The organism is Staphylococcus sp. GDY8P131P (assembly GCF_017891975.1).
Lineage (GTDB): Bacteria > Bacillota > Bacilli > Staphylococcales > Staphylococcaceae > Staphylococcus > Staphylococcus nepalensis.
This window is the reverse complement of the sequence record NZ_JAESKF010000019.1, coordinates 1-17935: the sequence shown is the minus strand read 5'-3', so window position 1 is coordinate 17935 and position 17935 is coordinate 1. Positions and strand designations below refer to the sequence as shown.

The following is a 17935-nucleotide window of genomic DNA, read 5'->3' as shown; positions in this document are numbered from 1 at the left end:
GTAGGACGTTGCCAGGCAATTATTTAATGGAGGATTAGCTCAGCTGGGAGAGCATCTGCCTTACAAGCAGGGGGTCGGCGGTTCGAACCCGTCATCCTCCACCATTTCAAATAAGCCGGCCTAGCTCAACTGGTAGAGCAACTGACTTGTAATCAGTAGGTTGGGGGTTCAAGTCCTCTGGCCGGCACCATCTTTAGAGCCATTAGCTCAGTTGGTAGAGCATCTGACTTTTAATCAGAGGGTCAGTGGTTCGAGACCACTATGGCTCACCATTCAAGAATAACGCGGGTGTGGCGGAATTGGCAGACGCACTAGACTTAGGATCTAGCGCCTTACGGCGTGGGGGTTCGACTCCCTTCACCCGCATATGCAGAAGTAGTTCAGCGGTAGAATACGACCTTGCCAAGGTCGGGGTCGCGGGTTCGAATCCCGTCTTCTGCTCCATTATATTGCCGGGGTGGCGGAACTGGCAGACGCACAGGACTTAAAATCCTGCGATGAGAGATCATCGTACCGGTTCGATTCCGGTCCTCGGCACCATGTTTTAATTAAGCGCCCGTAGCTCAACTGGATAGAGTGCTTGACTACGGATCAAGAGGTTATGGGTTCGACTCCTATCGGGCGCGTAATTTGGAATACTTCATCCTATGAAAACGGGAAGTAGCTCAGCTTGGTAGAGCACTTGGTTTGGGACCAAGGGGTCGTAGGTTCGAATCCTGTCTTCCCGATACTTACTAAATTTAACATGGGGGCTTAGCTCAGATGGGAGAGCGCCTGCTTTGCACGCAGGAGGTCAGCGGTTCGATCCCGCTAGTCTCCACCATATATTAATACAAACTAAATTACAACGGCGGTGTAGCTCAGCTGGCTAGAGCGTACGGTTCATACCCGTGAGGTCGTGGGTTCGATTCCCTCCACCGCCACTATTATTAGTTGTAAATTATACTTAGGACCTTTAGCTCAGTTGGTCAGAGCTAACGGCTCATAACCGTTCGGTCGCAGGTTCGAATCCTGCAAGGTCCATATAATTTTGGAGGAATACCCAAGTCCGGCTGAAGGGATCGGTCTTGAAAACCGACAGGGGCTTAACGGCCCGCGGGGGTTCGAATCCCTCTTCCTCCGCCATTTTTATAACAATTTAATAAGTTTAATTTACGCATATTTTTGGAGGAATACCCAAGTTCGGCTGAAGGGATCGGTCTTGAAAACCGACAGGAGCTTAACGGCTCGCGGGGGTTCGAATCCCTCTTCCTCCGCCATTAATATCATTACCGCGGGATGGAGCAGTTCGGTAGCTCGTCGGGCTCATAACCCGAAGGTCGGTGGTTCGAATCCGCCTCCCGCAATTTACATTTAAAATGGTCTCGTAGTGTAGCGGTTAACACGCCTGCCTGTCACGCAGGAGATCGCGGGTTCGATTCCCGTCGAGACCGCCATTAATATTTATTATGGTTCAGTAGCTCAGTTGGTAGAGCAATGGATTGAAGCTCCATGTGTCGGCAGTTCGATTCTGTCCTGAACCATTTTATACAAGCCGGCCTAGCTCAACTGGTAGAGCAACTGACTTGTAATCAGTAGGTTGGGGGTTCAAGTCCTCTGGCCGGCACCATCTTTATGGAGGGGTAGCGAAGTGGCTAAACGCGGCGGACTGTAAATCCGCTCCTTCGGGTTCGGCAGTTCGAATCTGCCCCCCTCCACCATGTAATTTAATAGGGGTATAGTTCAACGGTAGAATAAAGGTCTCCAAAACCTTCGATGTGGGTTCGATTCCTACTACCCCTGCCATGGCGGTTGTGGCGAAGTGGTTAACGCATCGGATTGTGGTTCCGACACGCGTGGGTTCGATTCCCATCAACCGCCCTTATTATTAATGGGCTATAGCCAAGCGGTAAGGCAACGGACTTTGACTCCGTCATTCGTTGGTTCGAATCCAGCTAGCCCAGTTTCTATTGGCGGCATAGCCAAGTGGTAAGGCAGAGGTCTGCAAAACCTTTATCACCGGTTCAAATCCGGTTGCCGCCTCCATGAATATGCGGGAGTAGTTCAACTCTTAGAACACATTCCTTCCCGGAATGAGATATAGGTGCAAGTCCTATCTTCCGCTCCATTTAATTTAATATTCTTGCGGGAGTAGTTCAACTCTTAGAATACATTCCTTCCCGGAATGAGATATAGGTGCAAGTCCTATCTTCCGCTCCATTTAATTTAATTTTTTGCGGGAGTAGTTCAACTCTTAGAATACATTCCTTCCCGGAATGAGATATAGGTGCAAGTCCTATCTTCCGCTCCATTTTCACTTCCGTGTTTGGAAGTTTTTTGTCTATAATATTGAGCCAGCGTGGCGGAATTGGCAGACGCGCGGGACTCAAAATCCCGTTCCTTTTTTGGAGTGTCGGTTCGATCCCGACCGCTGGTATACTGATATTTAAATAAATATTTTGAACCCTAGTTATACTAGGGTTCTTTTTTTACTTCAAATTGTTTAAATTTAACATGAACTGGTTTCTCTTAATAATTATGCTTTTGGTGAAGGTTAAAGTTTTTAACGTGGTTTTTATACTTCGTAATACTCATTTATTCCAACATTTTATTATACTTATAGCTAATTAAATATTTATATTGAAAGCTTATTAAACTATAATTTATTATTTTTTGTTATTTAACTACTCACCGTAAGTATATTATAAAAACGAGGTATTTCTTCGTATTATATATAGCTTCAAGATTGTGATGATGTAACATTTGCTATTGTTAGCTATATATTTTATAAAGTGGCATCCCGGTATTTCTTTTAGCTAATTTGATTCATGTTTAAATTATTTTAATTTCTGATGTGGGTGTTAGTGGATATTATTTGTAGTTTATATTGTAGTTTTGTCTGAAATATAATATTATTAGTCTAATGTTATATATGGAGGATACATAAATGGTACAATCAAAGACAATTAAGCCTACAGGAAAAGCTTTTATTGGTAATATTTTGCAAGCTGTTGGTGCTGGGGTAGTCATAGCGTTAATACCTAATGCACTTTTAGGTGAATTATTAAAGTTTTTTAAGGAAGAAAATCAACTATTAGAAATGATATATCAATTGGTTGTTTTAATACAATCATTTATGGCATTTATTATAGGTGTTTTAGCAGCGCATCAATTTAAATTTAATGGCGCTGGTGCGACTATGATTGGTGTTTCTGCAATGTTGGGCAGTGGAGCAGTGAAAATGACAACGGAGGGGTTCACACTCAACGGGATAGGAGATATTATAAATACTATTTTAGTTGTTATTATTGCCTGCTCATTGTATTTATTGTTACAAAATAAATTGGGTTCTCTTGAAATGATTTTACTTCCTGTTATTATACCAGTTATAAGTGGCGTTATAGGGTTATTTACGTTAGACTATGTTTCCAATGTCACTAAGGGGATTGGTCATATTGTCAGTGCTTTTACAGAATTTAATCCATTAATAATGTCAATTTTAATATGTGTTACATATGCTTTATTGATGGTTACACCAATATCTGTCGTTGCCATAGCAACAGCAATAAGCTTATCAGGTTTAGGTAGCGGAGCAGCAAATATGGGTATCGTAGCAGCATGTGTGACATTCTTATTTGGTTCAATTAGAGTGAATGGCGCAGGTGTGAACTTAGTATTAATTATTGGAGCAGCTAAAATGATGATTCCTGTATATTTCAAACATCTAATTATTGCAATACCATTAGCCATTAATGGTGTCATCGGAGGATTCATTGCTTATTTTATTGGAATTAAAGGTACGCCAATGTCTGCTGGTTTTGGTTATACTGGTTTAGTTGGACCAATCAATGCTTTTAACCGTATGGATGGAGATCCAACGATGAATATTATATTATTAGTGTTTGGTTATTTTATAATTCCATTTGTTGCTGCATTTTTTGTACATGAAATATGCAAAAAAATGATTCGTAAATATACAGATGAAATATATAAGTTTGAAATACCTAAACAATAAGTTAAGAGTGAAAATCATAAAGCGTGAAAGTTAATATATGAGTGTTTTGATTAGTATTTATAAATAGTAGTGTGAGTCATCGAATTGATATATTCGGTGACTCACATTTTTAATATGCAATATTTATGCATATATTAGAGGTTAATCATTTGGATTATAACTTTATATGGAAGGAATGAAATAATGTATTGAATATTTTTACGTAATTATGTATAATAATTAATGTTATGGAAAGGAGATCACTAGATGAAACAACTACTGAAAGTGCTTATTATATTTTCTTTACTTATAAGTACATTAATTATTTACATAAATCCTGAAATAAATGCTGAAGCAAACGACCAATGGGAAAAGATTAAAGAACGCGGTGAATTACGTGTCGGGTTATCAGCTGATTATGCACCGTATGAATTTGAGCATAATGTAAACGGCAAAACAAAATACGCTGGTATTGATATTGATATTGCCAAAAAAATTGCGAAAGATAATAACTTAAAATTGAAAATTGTAAATATGCAATTTGATAGTTTGTTAGGTGCTATTAAGACAGGAAAAATTGACATTATTATATCAGGTATGACACCTACACCAGAGCGGTTAAAAGAAGTTGATTTTTCTAATGCTTATATGACGGTAGATCAAAAAATGATTATTAAAAAATCAGAAGCTGATCGTTTTAAAACGATAAGTGATTTTGCTAATAAAAAAATTGGTGTCCAAAAACAAACACAACAAGAAAAAATAGCACAAAACGAAATTGAAAATGCACAAATTCAATCATTAACTAGAGTTCCTGAAGTTATCATGTCATTAAAAAGCGGTAAAGTAAATGGAATGGTTATTGAAGGACCTGTAGCAGAAGCTTATTTAAAACAAAATAAAGATTTAACATTTGCAGATGATGTTAAATTTGAAGAAGGGAGAAAAAATACAGCAATTGCGCTACCCAAAAATTCTCCAGTCTTAATGGATAAATTAAATAGTTCTATCAAAGATGTAAAAGATAAAAATTTATTAGACGATTATAAAGATTCAGCTGCTGAAGCTATGCAAAAAGATGAAGGTAACTTCTTTACGAAATATGGTAATTTTTTCTTGAAAGGTATTAAAAATACAATCCTAATTTCGATAGTAGGTGTAGTTCTAGGTGCTGTATTTGGAGCGTTTATCGCATTATTGAAATTAAGTAAAATTAAAATATTAAGATGGATTTCATCGGCGTACATTGAATTTTTAAGAGGTACACCATTATTAGTACAAGTCTTCCTAGTTTATTTTGGTACTACAGCAGTACTCGGGTTAGATATATCTGCTTTAATATGTGGTATGATAGCGCTCGTTATAAACTGTTCAGCTTATATTGCTGAAATAATAAGAGCAGGGATCAATGCAGTTGATAAAGGGCAAACTGAAGCAGCTAGAAGCTTAGGACTAACTTATGGTCAAACGATGAAATCAGTTATTTTACCACAAGCTGTGAAAAATATATTACCAGCTTTAGGTAATGAATTTGTGACTGTAATTAAAGAATCTTCAATTGTATCTGTAATAGGCGTTAGTGAAATTATGTTTAATGCACAAGTTGTGCAAGGTGCTTCATTTGATCCATTCACTCCACTTATTGTAGCTGCAGTATTATACTTTATACTTACATTTACTTTATCAAGAGTGATGAATTTCTTCGAAGGGAGATTGAAAGTTAGTGATTAATATTAAAAATTTATATAAAGCATTTGGGAAGAATGAAGTATTAAAAGGCATAGATTTGAAAGTGGAAAAGGGAGAAGTTGTTGCAATTATTGGCCCGTCTGGAAGTGGTAAAAGTACACTTTTGCGTTGTATGAATTTATTAGAAACACCTTCAAGTGGTGAAGTAATATTTAAAGATAATCATTTAACAAATGAAAAAACAAAATTAGAAACCTTAAGACAACAAATGGGAATGGTTTTTCAGAACTTTAATTTGTTTCCTCATAAAAAAGTAATTGATAACATTATGCTAGCACCTAGTTTATTGAAAAAAGGTAGTCAAAGTAAATTAAGAAAAGAAGCGAATATTTTATTAAAAAAAGTAGGCTTAGAAGATAAAGCTGATGCTTATCCGTCACAACTATCTGGAGGACAAAAGCAAAGAGTGGCAATTGCAAGGGCGCTTGCGATGAATCCAGAAGTTTTACTATTTGATGAACCTACGTCAGCACTTGACCCAGAAGTGGTCGGTGATGTATTAAAAGTAATGAAAGATTTAGCAAAAGAAGGCATGACTATGGCGGTAGTAACACATGAAATGAATTTTGCTAAAGATGTAAGTGATAAAGTCGTTTTCATGGCTGATGGTGTAATCGTAGAAGCTGGTAAGCCACAAGATATTTTTGAACAACCCAAGCACGATAGAACCAAAAATTTCTTAGCACGTGTCTTGTAAATATATTGTATTTAAGCAAGTTGATTATGAACGTAGTACACTACAATTCATTTAAATCAGCTTGTTTTTTTAATAAAAATTTGAAATTTGTTTCAGTGAATTCTCTTAATAACACTGAATGTGTTAAACTATAGAATGTATGTTTTTAAGGTGGGGTGTATTAAATGAATATAGATCAATTGAAACAAGATGTCATAGACTATGCCCATTCAATTGGAATTGATAGTATAGGCTTTACAACTGCTGATCCATTTGATGAATTAAAGCAAAAATTAGTGGATTATCATGCAAAGGGTTACGCATCAGGCTTTGAAGAATCAGATATTGGTTTACGAACTGAACCCAAATTATCGTTACCAACGGCAAGATCAATTATTGCTATTGCTGTTGGTTATCCTAATAAATTGAAAGGTGCACCTAGGAGTGTACGTGGAGATAGAAGAGGCATGTTTGCGAGGGCTTCATGGGGTCAAGATTATCATACAATCATGAGAAAACGTTTGGACCAATTGGCTGAATATTTAGAAGCTAGAGTACCTAATGTAGAAATAAAATCTATGGTTGATACAGGAGTATTGTCTGACCGCGCTGTTGCTGAACGCGCAGGATTAGGTTACGTAGGGAGAAACGGTTTTGTTATAAATCCAGATCTTGGTACATGGACATATTTAGGTGAAATGTTAGTAAGTGTTCCTTTCCCGCCAGATGACCCACTTATCGATAGTTGTGGTGATTGTACTATATGTGTGGACCGTTGTCCTACTGGAGCACTTGTTGGTGATGGACAGTTAAATAGTCAAAAGTGTATTAGTTTTTTAACTCAAACAAAAGGTTACTTAGCCGATGAATACCGATATAAAATTGGTAATCGTCTTTATGGGTGCGATACCTGCCAACAAGTTTGTCCAAGAAACCGTGGAATTAATACCCAACATGATGATATTGTTTTAGAACCTGAGGTTTTAAAACCAAGATTAGTGCCATTATTACAAATGAGTAATAAAGAATTTAAAAATACTTATGGCCATTTGGCTGGTGCTTGGAGAGGTAAAAAACCAATTCAAAGAAATGCAATATTGGCGTTAGCGCACTTTAAAGAAGAAACAGCTATACCTGAATTACAGGAAGTGGCTTTGAATGATCCTAGGCCGATGATTAGAGGAACAGCTTATTGGGCTATTGGACAAATTCAAGGAGAAGTTGCAAGACCTTTTATAGATGCACACTATGATAATGAATTAGAAGAAGTCCAACACGAGATGTTAAAAGGGCTAGATATGAGGAGAGAATAAAAGAATGACGAACCACATCGTATTATTTCAACCACAAATCCCTGGCAATACAGGAAGTATTGCCAGAACATGCGCTGGCACATATACACATTTACATCTAATAAAACCATTAGGATTTAGTACAGATGATAAAATGTTGAAGAGAGCAGGCCTAGATTATTGGAATTCTGTAAATATCAATTATTATGAAAATATAGAAGAATTTTTTGCAACAACAAATGGTAATTATTATCTATTGACGAAGTTTGGTAAAAAAACATATTCTGATTTTGACTTTACTGATGAAGCACAAGATCACTATTTTATCTTCGGTAGAGAAACAACGGGGTTACCAGATTGGGTGAAAGATAAATATCAAGACACAGCGCTAAGAATCCCGATGAACGATAATATTAGGTCATTAAATCTCTCTAATACAGCTTCTTTGCTTATATACGAAGCTTTGAGACAACAAAATTTTCCTAGCTTATATTAAATTACATATTAATCAATGAAAATCTAGCTAAACATTTGTATAATAATGGTAAGACTTATAGTCAAGCTTTGAAATTTTGGTTGGTTTTTTAAAAGTTATATAGTTTATGAGAATTGCTTCAGGGGTATTATTATAAATAATGCTAGAACGCGTGTTAAAAGAAAAAGAGGAGTGTAATTACTATGGCAATGAACTTTAAAGTTTTAGAAAATGAAAGAATCGTAGCAGAATATGCTGCTGATATTTTAAGAAAACAATTTAACAATAATCCAACAACTATTGCTGGTGTGCACCTTTCTAATGATAATGCACCAGTATTAGATGAACTAAAGAAAAATATAGATAATAATGCTGTAGATTTTAGTCAAATTAATATATTAGACTATGACAGTAATAAGTCATATTTTGAAGCATTAGGTGTACCAGAAGGCCAAATTTACGGTATTTCTTATGGCGAAGACACAGAATCATTTATAAGTGACAAGATTAAAACTAAAGAAAATAAAGGTAAATTGATTACGCAAATACTTTCTATTGATACAAATAGTCGACTTAATGTAAGTATTAATCATGGTCTGTTTTCTGCAAGAGAAGTTATATTGGTCATTACTGGTAGTGAGAAAAAAGATATTGTTCATAAATTATACGAAGAAAATGGTAAGACTTCATTTGAACCCGCTGATTTAAAAGCGCATCGCATGGTTAATGTTATTTTGGATGAAGCAGCTGCAGAAGGTCTGCCAGAAGATGTTCGTCACTATTTCACTGCACGTTTTGCATAAAATAAAAATGTGAGGTGTGTATAATGAGAAATGATAGTACTAAAAACCAATTAAATCATGATACTGAAGTAGAAAATGAAATGGTTGATGGTTTTGAAGATGTTGTAGAGTTAGGTAAAGAAATGGAACAAATTTCTGAAGAAAACGACGAAGATAAGCTAGATAAAGCACATGATGCAAGCGTGCGTTCAGATTTAGATGATTAATGATTAATCTGAAAATTGGATTATTGAAGCGAGCATACAAAATCAAAGTTTAGTTTTTGATTTTTATCTCGTTTCTTTTTTATTATATACTCGTTTGAGTTCTATTTAAGCATAATTAAAAGAAAACTGTTAAAAACAATGCCACGTGAAAAATGATTATGTTATTATTAAGTCATTATTTGATTTAAGGAGCAATTATACATATGTTAAGTAACTATTGGAAATATCTTATGATTAGTGCAATCATTGTAAATTTAATTTCTATTAAAGGTTTTCCGATGGCTATAGGAGCCATTTATCTACCTATATTATTTAAGATTATTCAATTACAGATAAATTTATCGCGTGGTCTTGTGGATAAAGTGAATGCCTCAACTTTTGTAAAAAGCAACCAGACAGGAATCATTATTAGTGTATTATGTTGTGTTGTTGTAACCGTGTTACTATTCAAACCTTTAGGTGACTTTTATAATAGTCTAACTGGCTTTTTAGGTTTTCTTATAACTATAAGTCCAGTCACAATGGTTATTGGAACAATTCTGTTGATCCTGACTGCTATAGGTATTATACAAGCAGCAAAAATTAAATTTAAAAATATAAATATTACAAAAGAATAATAATATAATACGTGAAATGCGACCAGAAATTATTTTTGAATTTCTGGTTTTTTATATCGATTAAAATGATAATTCATTCTTTTTTAATTTTTAAATCAATAACTACACGCTTATTTTACAGTAATGAAAACGCTATATTAAAGAGATTGCCCAGTTAAATTGATTAATGCTATACTAAAGTCAAATACACATTGAAGGGGAGAATTTTAAATGTCAGTTAGAATTGAACATGATACATTTGGTGAAATTGAAGTACCTGCAGATAAATACTGGGGCGCCCAAACAGAAAGAAGTAAACGAAACTTCCCAGTTGGCAAAGAACGTATGCCAATTGAAGTTGTTTATGGTTTTGCGCAATTAAAAAGAGGTGCAGCTTTAGCCAATCACGAATTAGGAAAGCTAAGTGACGCAAAAAAAGATGCCATTACATATGCATGTGACCGTATTTTAAATAAAGAATTAGATGAGCATTTTCCATTAGTTGTTTGGCAAACAGGAAGCGGCACTCAAAGTAATATGAATGTTAATGAAGTTGTTAGCTATGTAGCTAACGAATATCTAAAAGAACAAGGAAGCGATGAATCAATCCATCCTAATGATGATGTGAATAAATCACAAAGTTCAAATGATACATTCCCGACTGCTATGCATGTTGCTTTATATAATGAAATTGAGAAGAAACTTGAACCTGCTTTAAAAATATTACGTAATACATTCAAAGAAAAAGAAGAAAAATTTAATGACGTTATTAAAATAGGCCGTACGCATTTACAAGATGCTACACCGATACGTTTAGGACAAGAAATAAGCGGTTGGCGCTATATGTTAGATAAATGTGAAACATTGTTGAATGAATCCAAAGCACATATTTTAAATTTAGCTATTGGTGGCACTGCGGTAGGTACAGGCATCAACGCTCATCCAGATTTTGGCGATAAAGTTGCTAAATTCATTTCAAAAAATACAGGATATCCATTTGTATCGTCTGAAAATAAATTTCACGCATTAACTGCTCATGATGAAGTAGTTCAATTACATGGTTCTCTTAAAGCGCTTGCAACTGACTTAATGAAAATTGCCAACGATGTTAGATGGTTAGCGTCAGGCCCACGTGCAGGACTTGCAGAAATTTCAATACCTGAAAATGAACCAGGCTCTTCTATCATGCCAGGTAAAGTAAACCCGACACAATGTGAAATGCTAACTATGGTAGCTGTACAAGTCATGGGCAATGACACTGCAGTAGGCATAGGTAGTTCGCAAGGGAACTTTGAGTTGAATGTGTATAAACCTGTCATCTTGCATAACACATTACAGTCTATTTATTTATTAGCTGATGGTATGCAAACATTTAATGATAATTGCGCAATAGGTATTGAACCAATTGAAGCCAATATCGATAACTATTTAAATCAATCATTAATGCTAGTAACAGCGTTAAACCCTCATATTGGATATGAAAAAGCTGCAAGTATTGCAAAAAAGGCACATCGTGAGGGCTTAACCTTAAAAGAATCTGCAATTCAATCAGGTTATCTAACAGAAGCACAATTTGATGAGTGGATTAAACCTGAAGATATGGTTGAACCTAAATAATATCGAGTAATAAAAGAGTGAATAAAAAATCAACTTTTAAAGGTCGCTGTTTTTAGAAGGGGCTGGAAGACTAGGAAAATGAATCTAGTTAAGTGCATGACATGGGCTAAAGTTTATATACACATATTACTAAATTGATCAATTGAAAAATAATACTTTTATAGCTTGTTATTATTTTATTTTATGTCTAATCATTTATTGTGAATATTATGTACGAGGCTGAAACGTATTTACGTTTCAGCCTCGCTTTAAATACTATTTAAATGTCGTCATCTAAGCTGACGGAAATCATTTTTTGTGTTAATGGATGAATAAATTCAATTTTATAACTGTTTAACTGAAGTTGTCTTAAAGTTGAATCACCATATAGTGGGTCACCGATAACAGGGTGGCCCATTTCTGCTAAATGGACACGAATTTGATGTGTTCTTCCAGTGTCTAATTTTAAATCTACTTCACAGACATTTTCTTTTATCATCTTCGACGATAAAATATGCGTAATAGCTGTTTGACCTGTAGAAGAGACCCGACGTTTATTTGAATGAAATTTATCTTTGCCTATAGGCATGTCGATGGTTTGAGACTTAATAGGTAATAAACTATGTACGTGTGCTTTATAAATTCGATCAATTTGATTTTCTTCTAGCATACGGTCTAGTATCTTTTTCATCAATGGGTTTTTTGCAACAATTAACAAGCCAACTGTCTCTTGGTCTAAGCGATGTATTGGTTCAACATAATCGCTTTTTATTGTATATATGACATGATTCATTAATGTATTGCTTTCTTTTAAATCGTTAGGATGTGTTTTGACACCCTTAGGCTTCATAACAATTGCTAAATCATTATCCTCATAATAAATTTGTGCGAATCGATAACTTGGTAAATAATTGCTTTTTTCATCAGGCGTAGGGATATAAATATCGTCATCTGTTTTTACTTGTGACATGAGTTTGGCTTCTAAGCCATTAATTGTGATGTCTTTTGACATATTTAAATTGTGTAAGTCTTTTTTAGGTAATTGTAATTGCTGGAATATTTCTTTTAATGTTAATTGATTATATTTTTCTGGGATTTGAAATTTCATAATATCCTCCTCTATGATCAATTATTATCATACCATAAACATTACACTAAACATATGAGTCGTTGAGATTGATTTAATCATTTTTATTGTTAATTATCTAAAATGAAACACAATTGTTTACCTATTTTTAAATTTCTTAACAAGATTGTATAATGTATGTAAACAGGGTTGTTAAAGTTAAAGAATGGACTGGTTAAATGGAAAAACCGACTAGATTAGCATTATTGAAAGAAATTGCTGAGTTTTTAAATGAAGAAACAGAAACATATAGTATGTTACAAGGTGCTTTAAAATCATTAATTGATGGCAGTGAATTTACGACAGGATGGATTTTCTTCATTGATGAAGTAGGTCAACATGAGCTTGTATCATATATCAATTTGCCTGGTGCGTTAGAAAAAAATAATTGTCAGTATATGCGTGAAGGTACTTGTTGGTGCGTACAGGCTTATCAGAATAAAAAGTTAACAAAGGCTTCAAATATTATTAATTGCTCCCGTATTAATTTAGCAAATCGCGCTTATCATGAAGAAACAGATGGAGTTACACATCATGCTACAGTGCCATTGAGATCAGGTGAAGAACAATTTGGTTTACTCAATGTAGCAACACCACATACCAAAAGATATAGTGAAGAAAATTTGGAATTACTAGAGTCTGTTGCGTTACAAATTGGTTCTGCTATAAAAAGAATCCTTTTAACGAATCAAGAAAAGGAAGCTGCACGCATAAGCGAACGTAATAGGTTAGCTAGAGACTTACATGATTCAGTTAATCAGATGCTTTTTTCTGTGAAATTGACAGCCCATGCTGCTCTAGGAATGACGCAAGAAGAAGTGTCGCGTAAAGCTTTTCAAGTTATTGAAGATACGAGTCAACAAGCTGTCAACGAAATGCGAGCGTTAATTTGGCAATTAAAACCTGTTGGGTTAGAACAAGGTTTAGTTAATGCACTAAAACAATATAGTGAATTGTTACAATTAGAGCTATTGGTTAAAGTAGAGGGTTTAATTAAATTGCCTAATTTAATTGAAGAAAATGTTTACAGGATTGTCCAAGAAGCAATCAATAACACTAAAAAACATGGTGACACTACTCAAGTTAAATTAAACTTAATTCAAAAATTAGATTATCTGTACGTTACCATTGTTGATTTTGGGAAAGGTTTTGACGCTACTCATCCAAATTCATATCATTCTCATGGCATAAATAATATGAAGCAACGCTCAAAGCAGATAAATGGTAAATTAATGATTGAATCCCAACCCAGCAAAGGTACGCAAATTTATATAACAATACCATTATAAAGTTTCGAAAGGAAGGTCAAGATGCATCGAATCATTTTAGTAGACGATCACCATATAGTAAGACAAGGCTTAGAATTTCTACTATCTACAGTAGAAGATATAGAAGTTGTGAAAGGCTTCTCAGATGGTAAGTCTTTTTTAAGATATATTGAAGCGCATGATTTGCCTGATATTGTCTTGTTAGATTTAGTTATGCCAGTTATGAATGGTATTGAAATTACAGAAATAATGAAAGAAAAATATCCTGATGTGAAAATACTAGTATTAACGAGCTATGTAGATGACGAACACGTCATTTCTGCTATTGATAAGGGCGCTGATGGTTATGAAATGAAAGATGTTGAGCCAGAACAATTGATCAAAACAATTAAAAGCGTATTAGCAGGCGAAAAAATTATTCATCCCCAAGCACAAAGTGTCATTGAATCTATGAGCGATAAACCACATTACACCAATAAGCTATCAAAACGAGAGTCTGAAGTCCTTACTGAAATGGCAAAGGGAAAAACAAATAAAGAAATTGCTGAAACATTATTTGTGTCTGAAAAAACAGTTAAAACACATGTTAGTCATATTTTTGCTAAATTACAAGTGAGTGATCGGACGCAAGCTGCGATTTATGCAATGCAAAACAACCTTATATGAACTCATTGAGTAAGGAAGCCAGAACGCTATGCTTTTAAATGTTGTTATCCACTAGATAGAGGGGTTAGGCTTGAAAACGAATGATATAATCCTATTGTTATATCTTATTAAATCGCAATAGGACTATATTTAGGGCTAATACATAAGTTGGGCGTAAATTTCTAAAGTAGTAGTCTAATCAAAACACAAGGCGCTCTAATCTTTTTCAACATTCCTATTTACTTTTGTTTTAAAATGTATAATTTTACTATATAATATAGCTAATAAACAATAAGGGGATGTTGTTATGAAAACCAAAAACTTGTCGTTAAAAATCGTGATAGCGCTTATTTTAGGCATAACCATTGGCTCAATTTTTAATATGTTTGCGCAATCAGGATTTGTTGTCAATGTTGATAAGTATGTCTTTAATGTCATTGGTCAAATATTTTTAAATTTAATATTCATGCTAGTCGTACCTGTTGTATTTGTTTCGATCGTATTAGGTGTAGTCGGTGTAGGGGACCCAAAATTACTTGGTGGTATAGGGTTAAAGACAATTACTTTCTTTTTAACTACGACAGCTATCGCTATTATTATTGGTATTGTTTTAGCTTCAGTTTTACAACCCGGTGAAGGGAAATCAGATCTATTAAATAGTGATGATGTATCAAGTTATCAAAAAACATTAGATAAAGAAGATAATGCTCAAAGCTCTGCAGCTAATCAAACATTTGATCAAACATTGATTAACCTTTTTCCTAAAAATCCATTACAAGCCATGAGTGAAGAAAATATGTTGCAAATTATAACATTTGCAATATTTATAGGGATTGGTTTAATTATGGTCGGTTCCAAAGCTCAAGCGGTACACCGGCTATTTGAACAAACTAATGAAGTTTTAATGTATATTGTGACTATGATTATGAGTGTATTTGCGCCAATCGGTACATTTGGGCTTGTTGCACATGCATTTACGGGAGCTGGGTTTGGTGCGATTCAACAACTTGGCATGTATTTCTTTATTGTGCTCCTGGCACTATTTATACATTTCTTCGTTGTATATGGATCAGCAGTTAAGTTTATCGCCAAAACTAGTCCACTGAGATTCTTTAAAGGGTTTTTACCAGCTATTACATTAGGTTTTAGTGCATCTAGCTCTACCGCCACTTTACCAGTATCACTAAAATGTACTAAAAACATGGGTGTTCGACCAGAAGTAGCTTCTTTTGTTCAACCGTTAGGAGCAACAATCAATATGGACGGTACGGCCATTATGCAAGGTGTAGCAACCATATTCATTGCACAAATTTCAGGTGTAGATTTGTCGTTGATGCAAATTATAACAGTTGTTGTTATTGCAGTGGTTGCGTCCATTGGTACTGCAGGTGTGCCAGGCGTTGGATTGATTATGTTAGCTATGGTATTAAATGCAGTGGGCTTAAATCCAGCAGCAATTGGTATTATCTTAGGTATTGATAGATTATTAGATATGACAAGAACTTCAGTCAATATTACGGGTGATGCAGCTTGCGCCCTTATCATTTCAAAATCAGAAGATAAGAAATTAGCTGCAAAACGTGACAATTAATATAGGACCTTTAATAGGGATAGAAAGAGCAATTATGTTTTATGTTATTTAAATTTAATATGTCAACAACCAATGATTCAATTTGTATTTTTACTATAATTATTTTGTTTGTGAATATCACATCATGTATATATAATTTTAAAGAGATTAATCGTAATGTCTGAAATACCCCTCTTATCGATCCCAATTAGTCGATGAGAGGGGTATTTATGGTTATTATAGTTATTCGATAGTAGTGTCGTTATAATTAATAGTAAGATGTCATTTGGCATGCGAACTAATTGGCTACCATCTATACATACGAATAATTGAAAATATAGAAAATCATAAATGATAATATGGAAATTTAAAAATTTTCATAAGAATTCTTTTACAAGAAAGATGTCATAAACAGATTTTTAGTTAATGAGAAGTAAGTACGTTATACAATTCTGCAAACTTTTTACCATCTTTTCTTGGGACTTGATCAAATATCCACGGCTCGCCATCTGACTCCACAATCGTTAGCCTAAACGGTGTTAAAGATAAACCAAATTTAACATTTTGGATTTCTTCAAAGGAAAACAAGCTTTTGATTTCATGATTTTCTAGAATACCGTTAGCTTTAAAAGTGATCTTATCATTATATAATGTCAAAATTCCTGGAATTATTTGAGCTTGAATAAATTTCATTGACGCATATGTAGAAATCAGTTTTGTTGAAGATGGATTGTTCAAAATGATGCCTCCTCAAATCCTTTTTAAACAATATATCATTATACATAACAAGAGACAATTCTATTTAGATTTGTATGTTTTAGACGTTATAAAAAGAGCAGAGAACGAAATCAAAGTAATTAAGATGATTTTGTTCTCTACTGTTCAAATAGTATGTTTTTATATCATTATCATTTTGAGTAACTTTATATAGGTGTGTTAGTTTTGCAGTTAAATTTATATGTTTAGCATTATCCATGTGTTTGATATCTAATAAAACTAAATCAGTATACGCTAATAAATACGTCAAGATGTTTATTAAAAGCCACTGTATCATTTGCTGTACCAGCTGATGTATCGATACATGTATGAATATCTTGTTCTTTTAATAACTAGAATAGGGTGGTTAAGAATTTTTATTTGCAATAATGGTTCGCCACCACTAACTGTAACGCCGCCTCCATATGCATCAAAGTATGGTTTGAATGGCGTTATTTCATTAACCATTTCATCTACGGTGACTTCTCTAGTGAAATTTTTTTATGTCCAAGTATCTGGATTATGACTGTATAAACATCTAAGTAAACACCCTTGCGTGAATAAAATATATCGCAGTCCCAGGCCATCAACCGTGCCTAGACTTTCAATTGAACGTAAATGTGCTTTAACCATACGAATGCCACCCTTTGGTGGCATTCGTATGGTTTCTCAGTTTGGACACCGACAATAGTCTCTAAACCTTTATTTAGATAGCCGGCATCATGAACGATAATTGTTGATGGTACTTTTGTATCTATACCCCACATTCCACCGCGTTCACGCACTTCTCTTGATAATTGCATGACTTGATCCCAGAGTTTCATTGTTGCTTCAGTAGGACCTTCTAAAAATTGGTCACCACCTGTATATAATGTCTAATTTAGTTAGATATATTCTGTAACATTCACTTGGCACTTGCAGCGACCTTGTTTATAATTATATCATGCAGTTGATTTTGTGTAGTTTTTTTTAACATGCGACTATCTCCATATTATATGTTAAATACTTCACAATAATTATATCATTTAGTTTGTTGAAAAAATTACAATATTTTTGAATAATTTTAATCTGAAATTGAAAGCTTTAGGAATCTGTATTGAAAAATAACGCACATATGGTGTAATTTAACCCTGTTATATAACAGAGGCAAAGCAAATAATAAAAAGAGATACTGAATTTTTGGGGCTCTTTGTCAAAGAGGACT

14 protein-coding genes, 26 tRNA genes and 2 pseudogenes are annotated in these 17935 nt (G+C 34.3%); 38 read left to right on the top strand and 4 right to left on the bottom strand.

All coding sequences use genetic code 11. The features are described 5' to 3' along the window. The first annotated feature begins 28 nt into the window (after window positions 1-28). From KA894_RS12770 to fumC, 35 genes are all read left to right on the top strand, one after another. Window positions 29-104, top strand: a tRNA-Val gene (locus tag KA894_RS12770). 10 nt (window positions 105-114) lie between these two features. Then, window positions 115-190, top strand: a tRNA-Thr gene (locus KA894_RS12765). 6 nt (window positions 191-196) lie between these two features. Beyond that, window positions 197-272, top strand: a tRNA-Lys gene (locus KA894_RS12760). A 12-nt stretch (window positions 273-284) separates the two neighbouring features. Next, window positions 285-366 (top strand) — tRNA-Leu (locus tag KA894_RS12755). A 3-nt stretch (window positions 367-369) separates the two neighbouring features. Beyond that, window positions 370-444 (top strand) — tRNA-Gly (locus KA894_RS12750). 7 nt (window positions 445-451) lie between these two features. Next, window positions 452-540 (top strand) — tRNA-Leu (locus KA894_RS12745). 12 nt (window positions 541-552) lie between these two features. Further along, window positions 553-626, top strand: a tRNA-Arg gene (locus KA894_RS12740). Window positions 627-654: 28 nt separating this feature from the next. Then, window positions 655-728 (top strand) — tRNA-Pro (locus tag KA894_RS12735). A gap of 19 nt (window positions 729-747) precedes the next feature. Continuing rightward, window positions 748-823: transfer RNA gene (locus KA894_RS12730), tRNA-Ala, on the top strand. Window positions 824-849: 26 nt separating this feature from the next. Beyond that, window positions 850-923: transfer RNA gene (locus KA894_RS12725), tRNA-Met, on the top strand. A gap of 26 nt (window positions 924-949) precedes the next feature. Next, window positions 950-1023, top strand: a tRNA-Ile gene (locus KA894_RS12720). A 9-nt stretch (window positions 1024-1032) separates the two neighbouring features. Next, window positions 1033-1125: transfer RNA gene (locus KA894_RS12715), tRNA-Ser, on the top strand. 41 nt (window positions 1126-1166) lie between these two features. Next, window positions 1167-1259: transfer RNA gene (locus KA894_RS12710), tRNA-Ser, on the top strand. A 13-nt stretch (window positions 1260-1272) separates the two neighbouring features. Continuing rightward, window positions 1273-1346 (top strand) — tRNA-Met (locus KA894_RS12705). A 14-nt stretch (window positions 1347-1360) separates the two neighbouring features. Beyond that, window positions 1361-1436, top strand: a tRNA-Asp gene (locus tag KA894_RS12700). Window positions 1437-1450: 14 nt separating this feature from the next. Continuing rightward, window positions 1451-1523, top strand: a tRNA-Phe gene (locus tag KA894_RS12695). 10 nt (window positions 1524-1533) lie between these two features. Then, window positions 1534-1609 (top strand) — tRNA-Thr (locus KA894_RS12690). Window positions 1610-1616: 7 nt separating this feature from the next. Continuing rightward, window positions 1617-1700: transfer RNA gene (locus KA894_RS12685), tRNA-Tyr, on the top strand. 11 nt (window positions 1701-1711) lie between these two features. After that, window positions 1712-1785: transfer RNA gene (locus KA894_RS12680), tRNA-Trp, on the top strand. Window positions 1786-1787: 2 nt separating this feature from the next. Beyond that, a tRNA-His gene (locus KA894_RS12675) sits at window positions 1788-1860 on the top strand. 11 nt (window positions 1861-1871) lie between these two features. Further along, window positions 1872-1943, top strand: a tRNA-Gln gene (locus KA894_RS12670). 8 nt (window positions 1944-1951) lie between these two features. Continuing rightward, a tRNA-Cys gene (locus KA894_RS12665) sits at window positions 1952-2025 on the top strand. A 7-nt stretch (window positions 2026-2032) separates the two neighbouring features. Next, window positions 2033-2107, top strand: a tRNA-Gly gene (locus KA894_RS12660). A 17-nt stretch (window positions 2108-2124) separates the two neighbouring features. Beyond that, window positions 2125-2199: transfer RNA gene (locus KA894_RS12655), tRNA-Gly, on the top strand. A 16-nt stretch (window positions 2200-2215) separates the two neighbouring features. Continuing rightward, window positions 2216-2290 (top strand) — tRNA-Gly (locus KA894_RS12650). A gap of 42 nt (window positions 2291-2332) precedes the next feature. Continuing rightward, a tRNA-Leu gene (locus KA894_RS12645) sits at window positions 2333-2416 on the top strand. A 510-nt stretch (window positions 2417-2926) separates the two neighbouring features. Continuing rightward, complete coding sequence (locus tag KA894_RS12640; protein ID WP_103373214.1) at window positions 2927-3994, top strand: PTS sugar transporter subunit IIC; 1068 nt, start codon at window positions 2927-2929, stop codon at window positions 3992-3994. A 246-nt stretch (window positions 3995-4240) separates the two neighbouring features. Next, window positions 4241-5704 carry an ABC transporter substrate-binding protein/permease gene (locus tag KA894_RS12635; RefSeq protein ID WP_115342083.1) on the top strand — a complete coding sequence of 488 codons (1464 nt, stop codon included), beginning with the start codon at window positions 4241-4243 and terminating at the stop codon, window positions 5702-5704. Next, window positions 5697-6419: an amino acid ABC transporter ATP-binding protein gene (locus tag KA894_RS12630; protein WP_096808984.1), complete on the top strand. Its 723-nt coding sequence runs from the start codon at window positions 5697-5699 to the stop codon at window positions 6417-6419. Before KA894_RS12635 ends, KA894_RS12630 begins: the two co-directional genes overlap by 8 nt. 164 nt (window positions 6420-6583) lie before the next feature. Beyond that, entirely contained in the window at window positions 6584-7711 is a 1128-nt protein-coding gene (gene queG / locus KA894_RS12625; protein ID WP_096808986.1) for a tRNA epoxyqueuosine(34) reductase QueG, read from the top strand. A gap of 4 nt (window positions 7712-7715) precedes the next feature. Next, on the top strand, window positions 7716-8186 hold the full coding sequence (gene trmL / locus KA894_RS12620) for a tRNA (uridine(34)/cytosine(34)/5-carboxymethylaminomethyluridine(34)-2'-O)-methyltransferase TrmL (protein WP_103373212.1): 471 nt from the start codon (window positions 7716-7718) through the stop codon (window positions 8184-8186). A gap of 182 nt (window positions 8187-8368) precedes the next feature. After that, window positions 8369-8968, top strand: a complete 600-nt coding sequence (locus tag KA894_RS12615; protein WP_103373211.1) for a sugar phosphate isomerase family — start codon at window positions 8369-8371, stop codon at window positions 8966-8968. A gap of 23 nt (window positions 8969-8991) precedes the next feature. Next, window positions 8992-9174: an SAS053 family DNA gyrase inhibitor gene (locus KA894_RS12610; RefSeq protein ID WP_096808992.1), complete on the top strand. Its 183-nt coding sequence runs from the start codon at window positions 8992-8994 to the stop codon at window positions 9172-9174. A gap of 203 nt (window positions 9175-9377) precedes the next feature. Further along, window positions 9378-9791: a hypothetical protein gene (locus tag KA894_RS12605; RefSeq protein WP_096808994.1), complete on the top strand. Its 414-nt coding sequence runs from the start codon at window positions 9378-9380 to the stop codon at window positions 9789-9791. A 210-nt stretch (window positions 9792-10001) separates the two neighbouring features. Further along, window positions 10002-11387 carry a class II fumarate hydratase gene (gene fumC, locus KA894_RS12600; RefSeq protein WP_096808996.1) on the top strand — a complete coding sequence of 462 codons (1386 nt, stop codon included), beginning with the start codon at window positions 10002-10004 and terminating at the stop codon, window positions 11385-11387. Window positions 11388-11646: 259 nt separating this feature from the next. Here fumC and KA894_RS12595 read toward each other — a convergent pair whose 3' ends face one another. Continuing rightward, a complete protein-coding gene (locus tag KA894_RS12595) occupies window positions 11647-12474 on the bottom strand; it encodes an RluA family pseudouridine synthase (RefSeq protein WP_115342085.1) in 828 nt (275 codons plus the stop codon). Between the two features lie 197 nt (window positions 12475-12671). Between KA894_RS12595 and KA894_RS12590 the strand changes: the two genes are divergently transcribed. The 3 genes from KA894_RS12590 to KA894_RS12580 all read left to right on the top strand — a co-directional run bounded on the left by KA894_RS12590 (window position 12672) and on the right by KA894_RS12580 (window position 15996). Continuing rightward, entirely contained in the window at window positions 12672-13781 is a 1110-nt protein-coding gene (locus KA894_RS12590; RefSeq protein WP_103373121.1) for a GAF domain-containing sensor histidine kinase, read from the top strand. Between the two features lie 21 nt (window positions 13782-13802). After that, window positions 13803-14426: a response regulator gene (locus KA894_RS12585; protein ID WP_103373120.1), complete on the top strand. Its 624-nt coding sequence runs from the start codon at window positions 13803-13805 to the stop codon at window positions 14424-14426. Between the two features lie 286 nt (window positions 14427-14712). Further along, window positions 14713-15996: a dicarboxylate/amino acid:cation symporter gene (locus KA894_RS12580; RefSeq protein ID WP_103373119.1), complete on the top strand. Its 1284-nt coding sequence runs from the start codon at window positions 14713-14715 to the stop codon at window positions 15994-15996. 402 nt (window positions 15997-16398) lie between these two features. Here the strand turns inward: KA894_RS12580 and KA894_RS12575 are convergent, their stop codons facing one another. The 3 genes and pseudogenes from KA894_RS12575 to KA894_RS12565 all read right to left on the bottom strand — a co-directional run. Further along, window positions 16399-16713, bottom strand: a complete 315-nt coding sequence (locus KA894_RS12575; RefSeq protein ID WP_229719001.1) for a hypothetical protein — start codon at window positions 16711-16713, stop codon at window positions 16399-16401. A gap of 202 nt (window positions 16714-16915) precedes the next feature. Then, window positions 16916-17364: pseudogene (locus KA894_RS12570) on the bottom strand (4Fe-4S cluster-binding domain-containing protein); the annotation flags it as partial. Beyond that, window positions 17353-17606 (bottom strand): annotated as a pseudogene (locus tag KA894_RS12565) (pyruvate formate lyase family protein); the annotation flags it as partial. The pseudogenes KA894_RS12570 and KA894_RS12565, both read right to left, overlap by 12 nt. Between the last annotated feature and the right edge of the window lie 329 nt (window positions 17607-17935).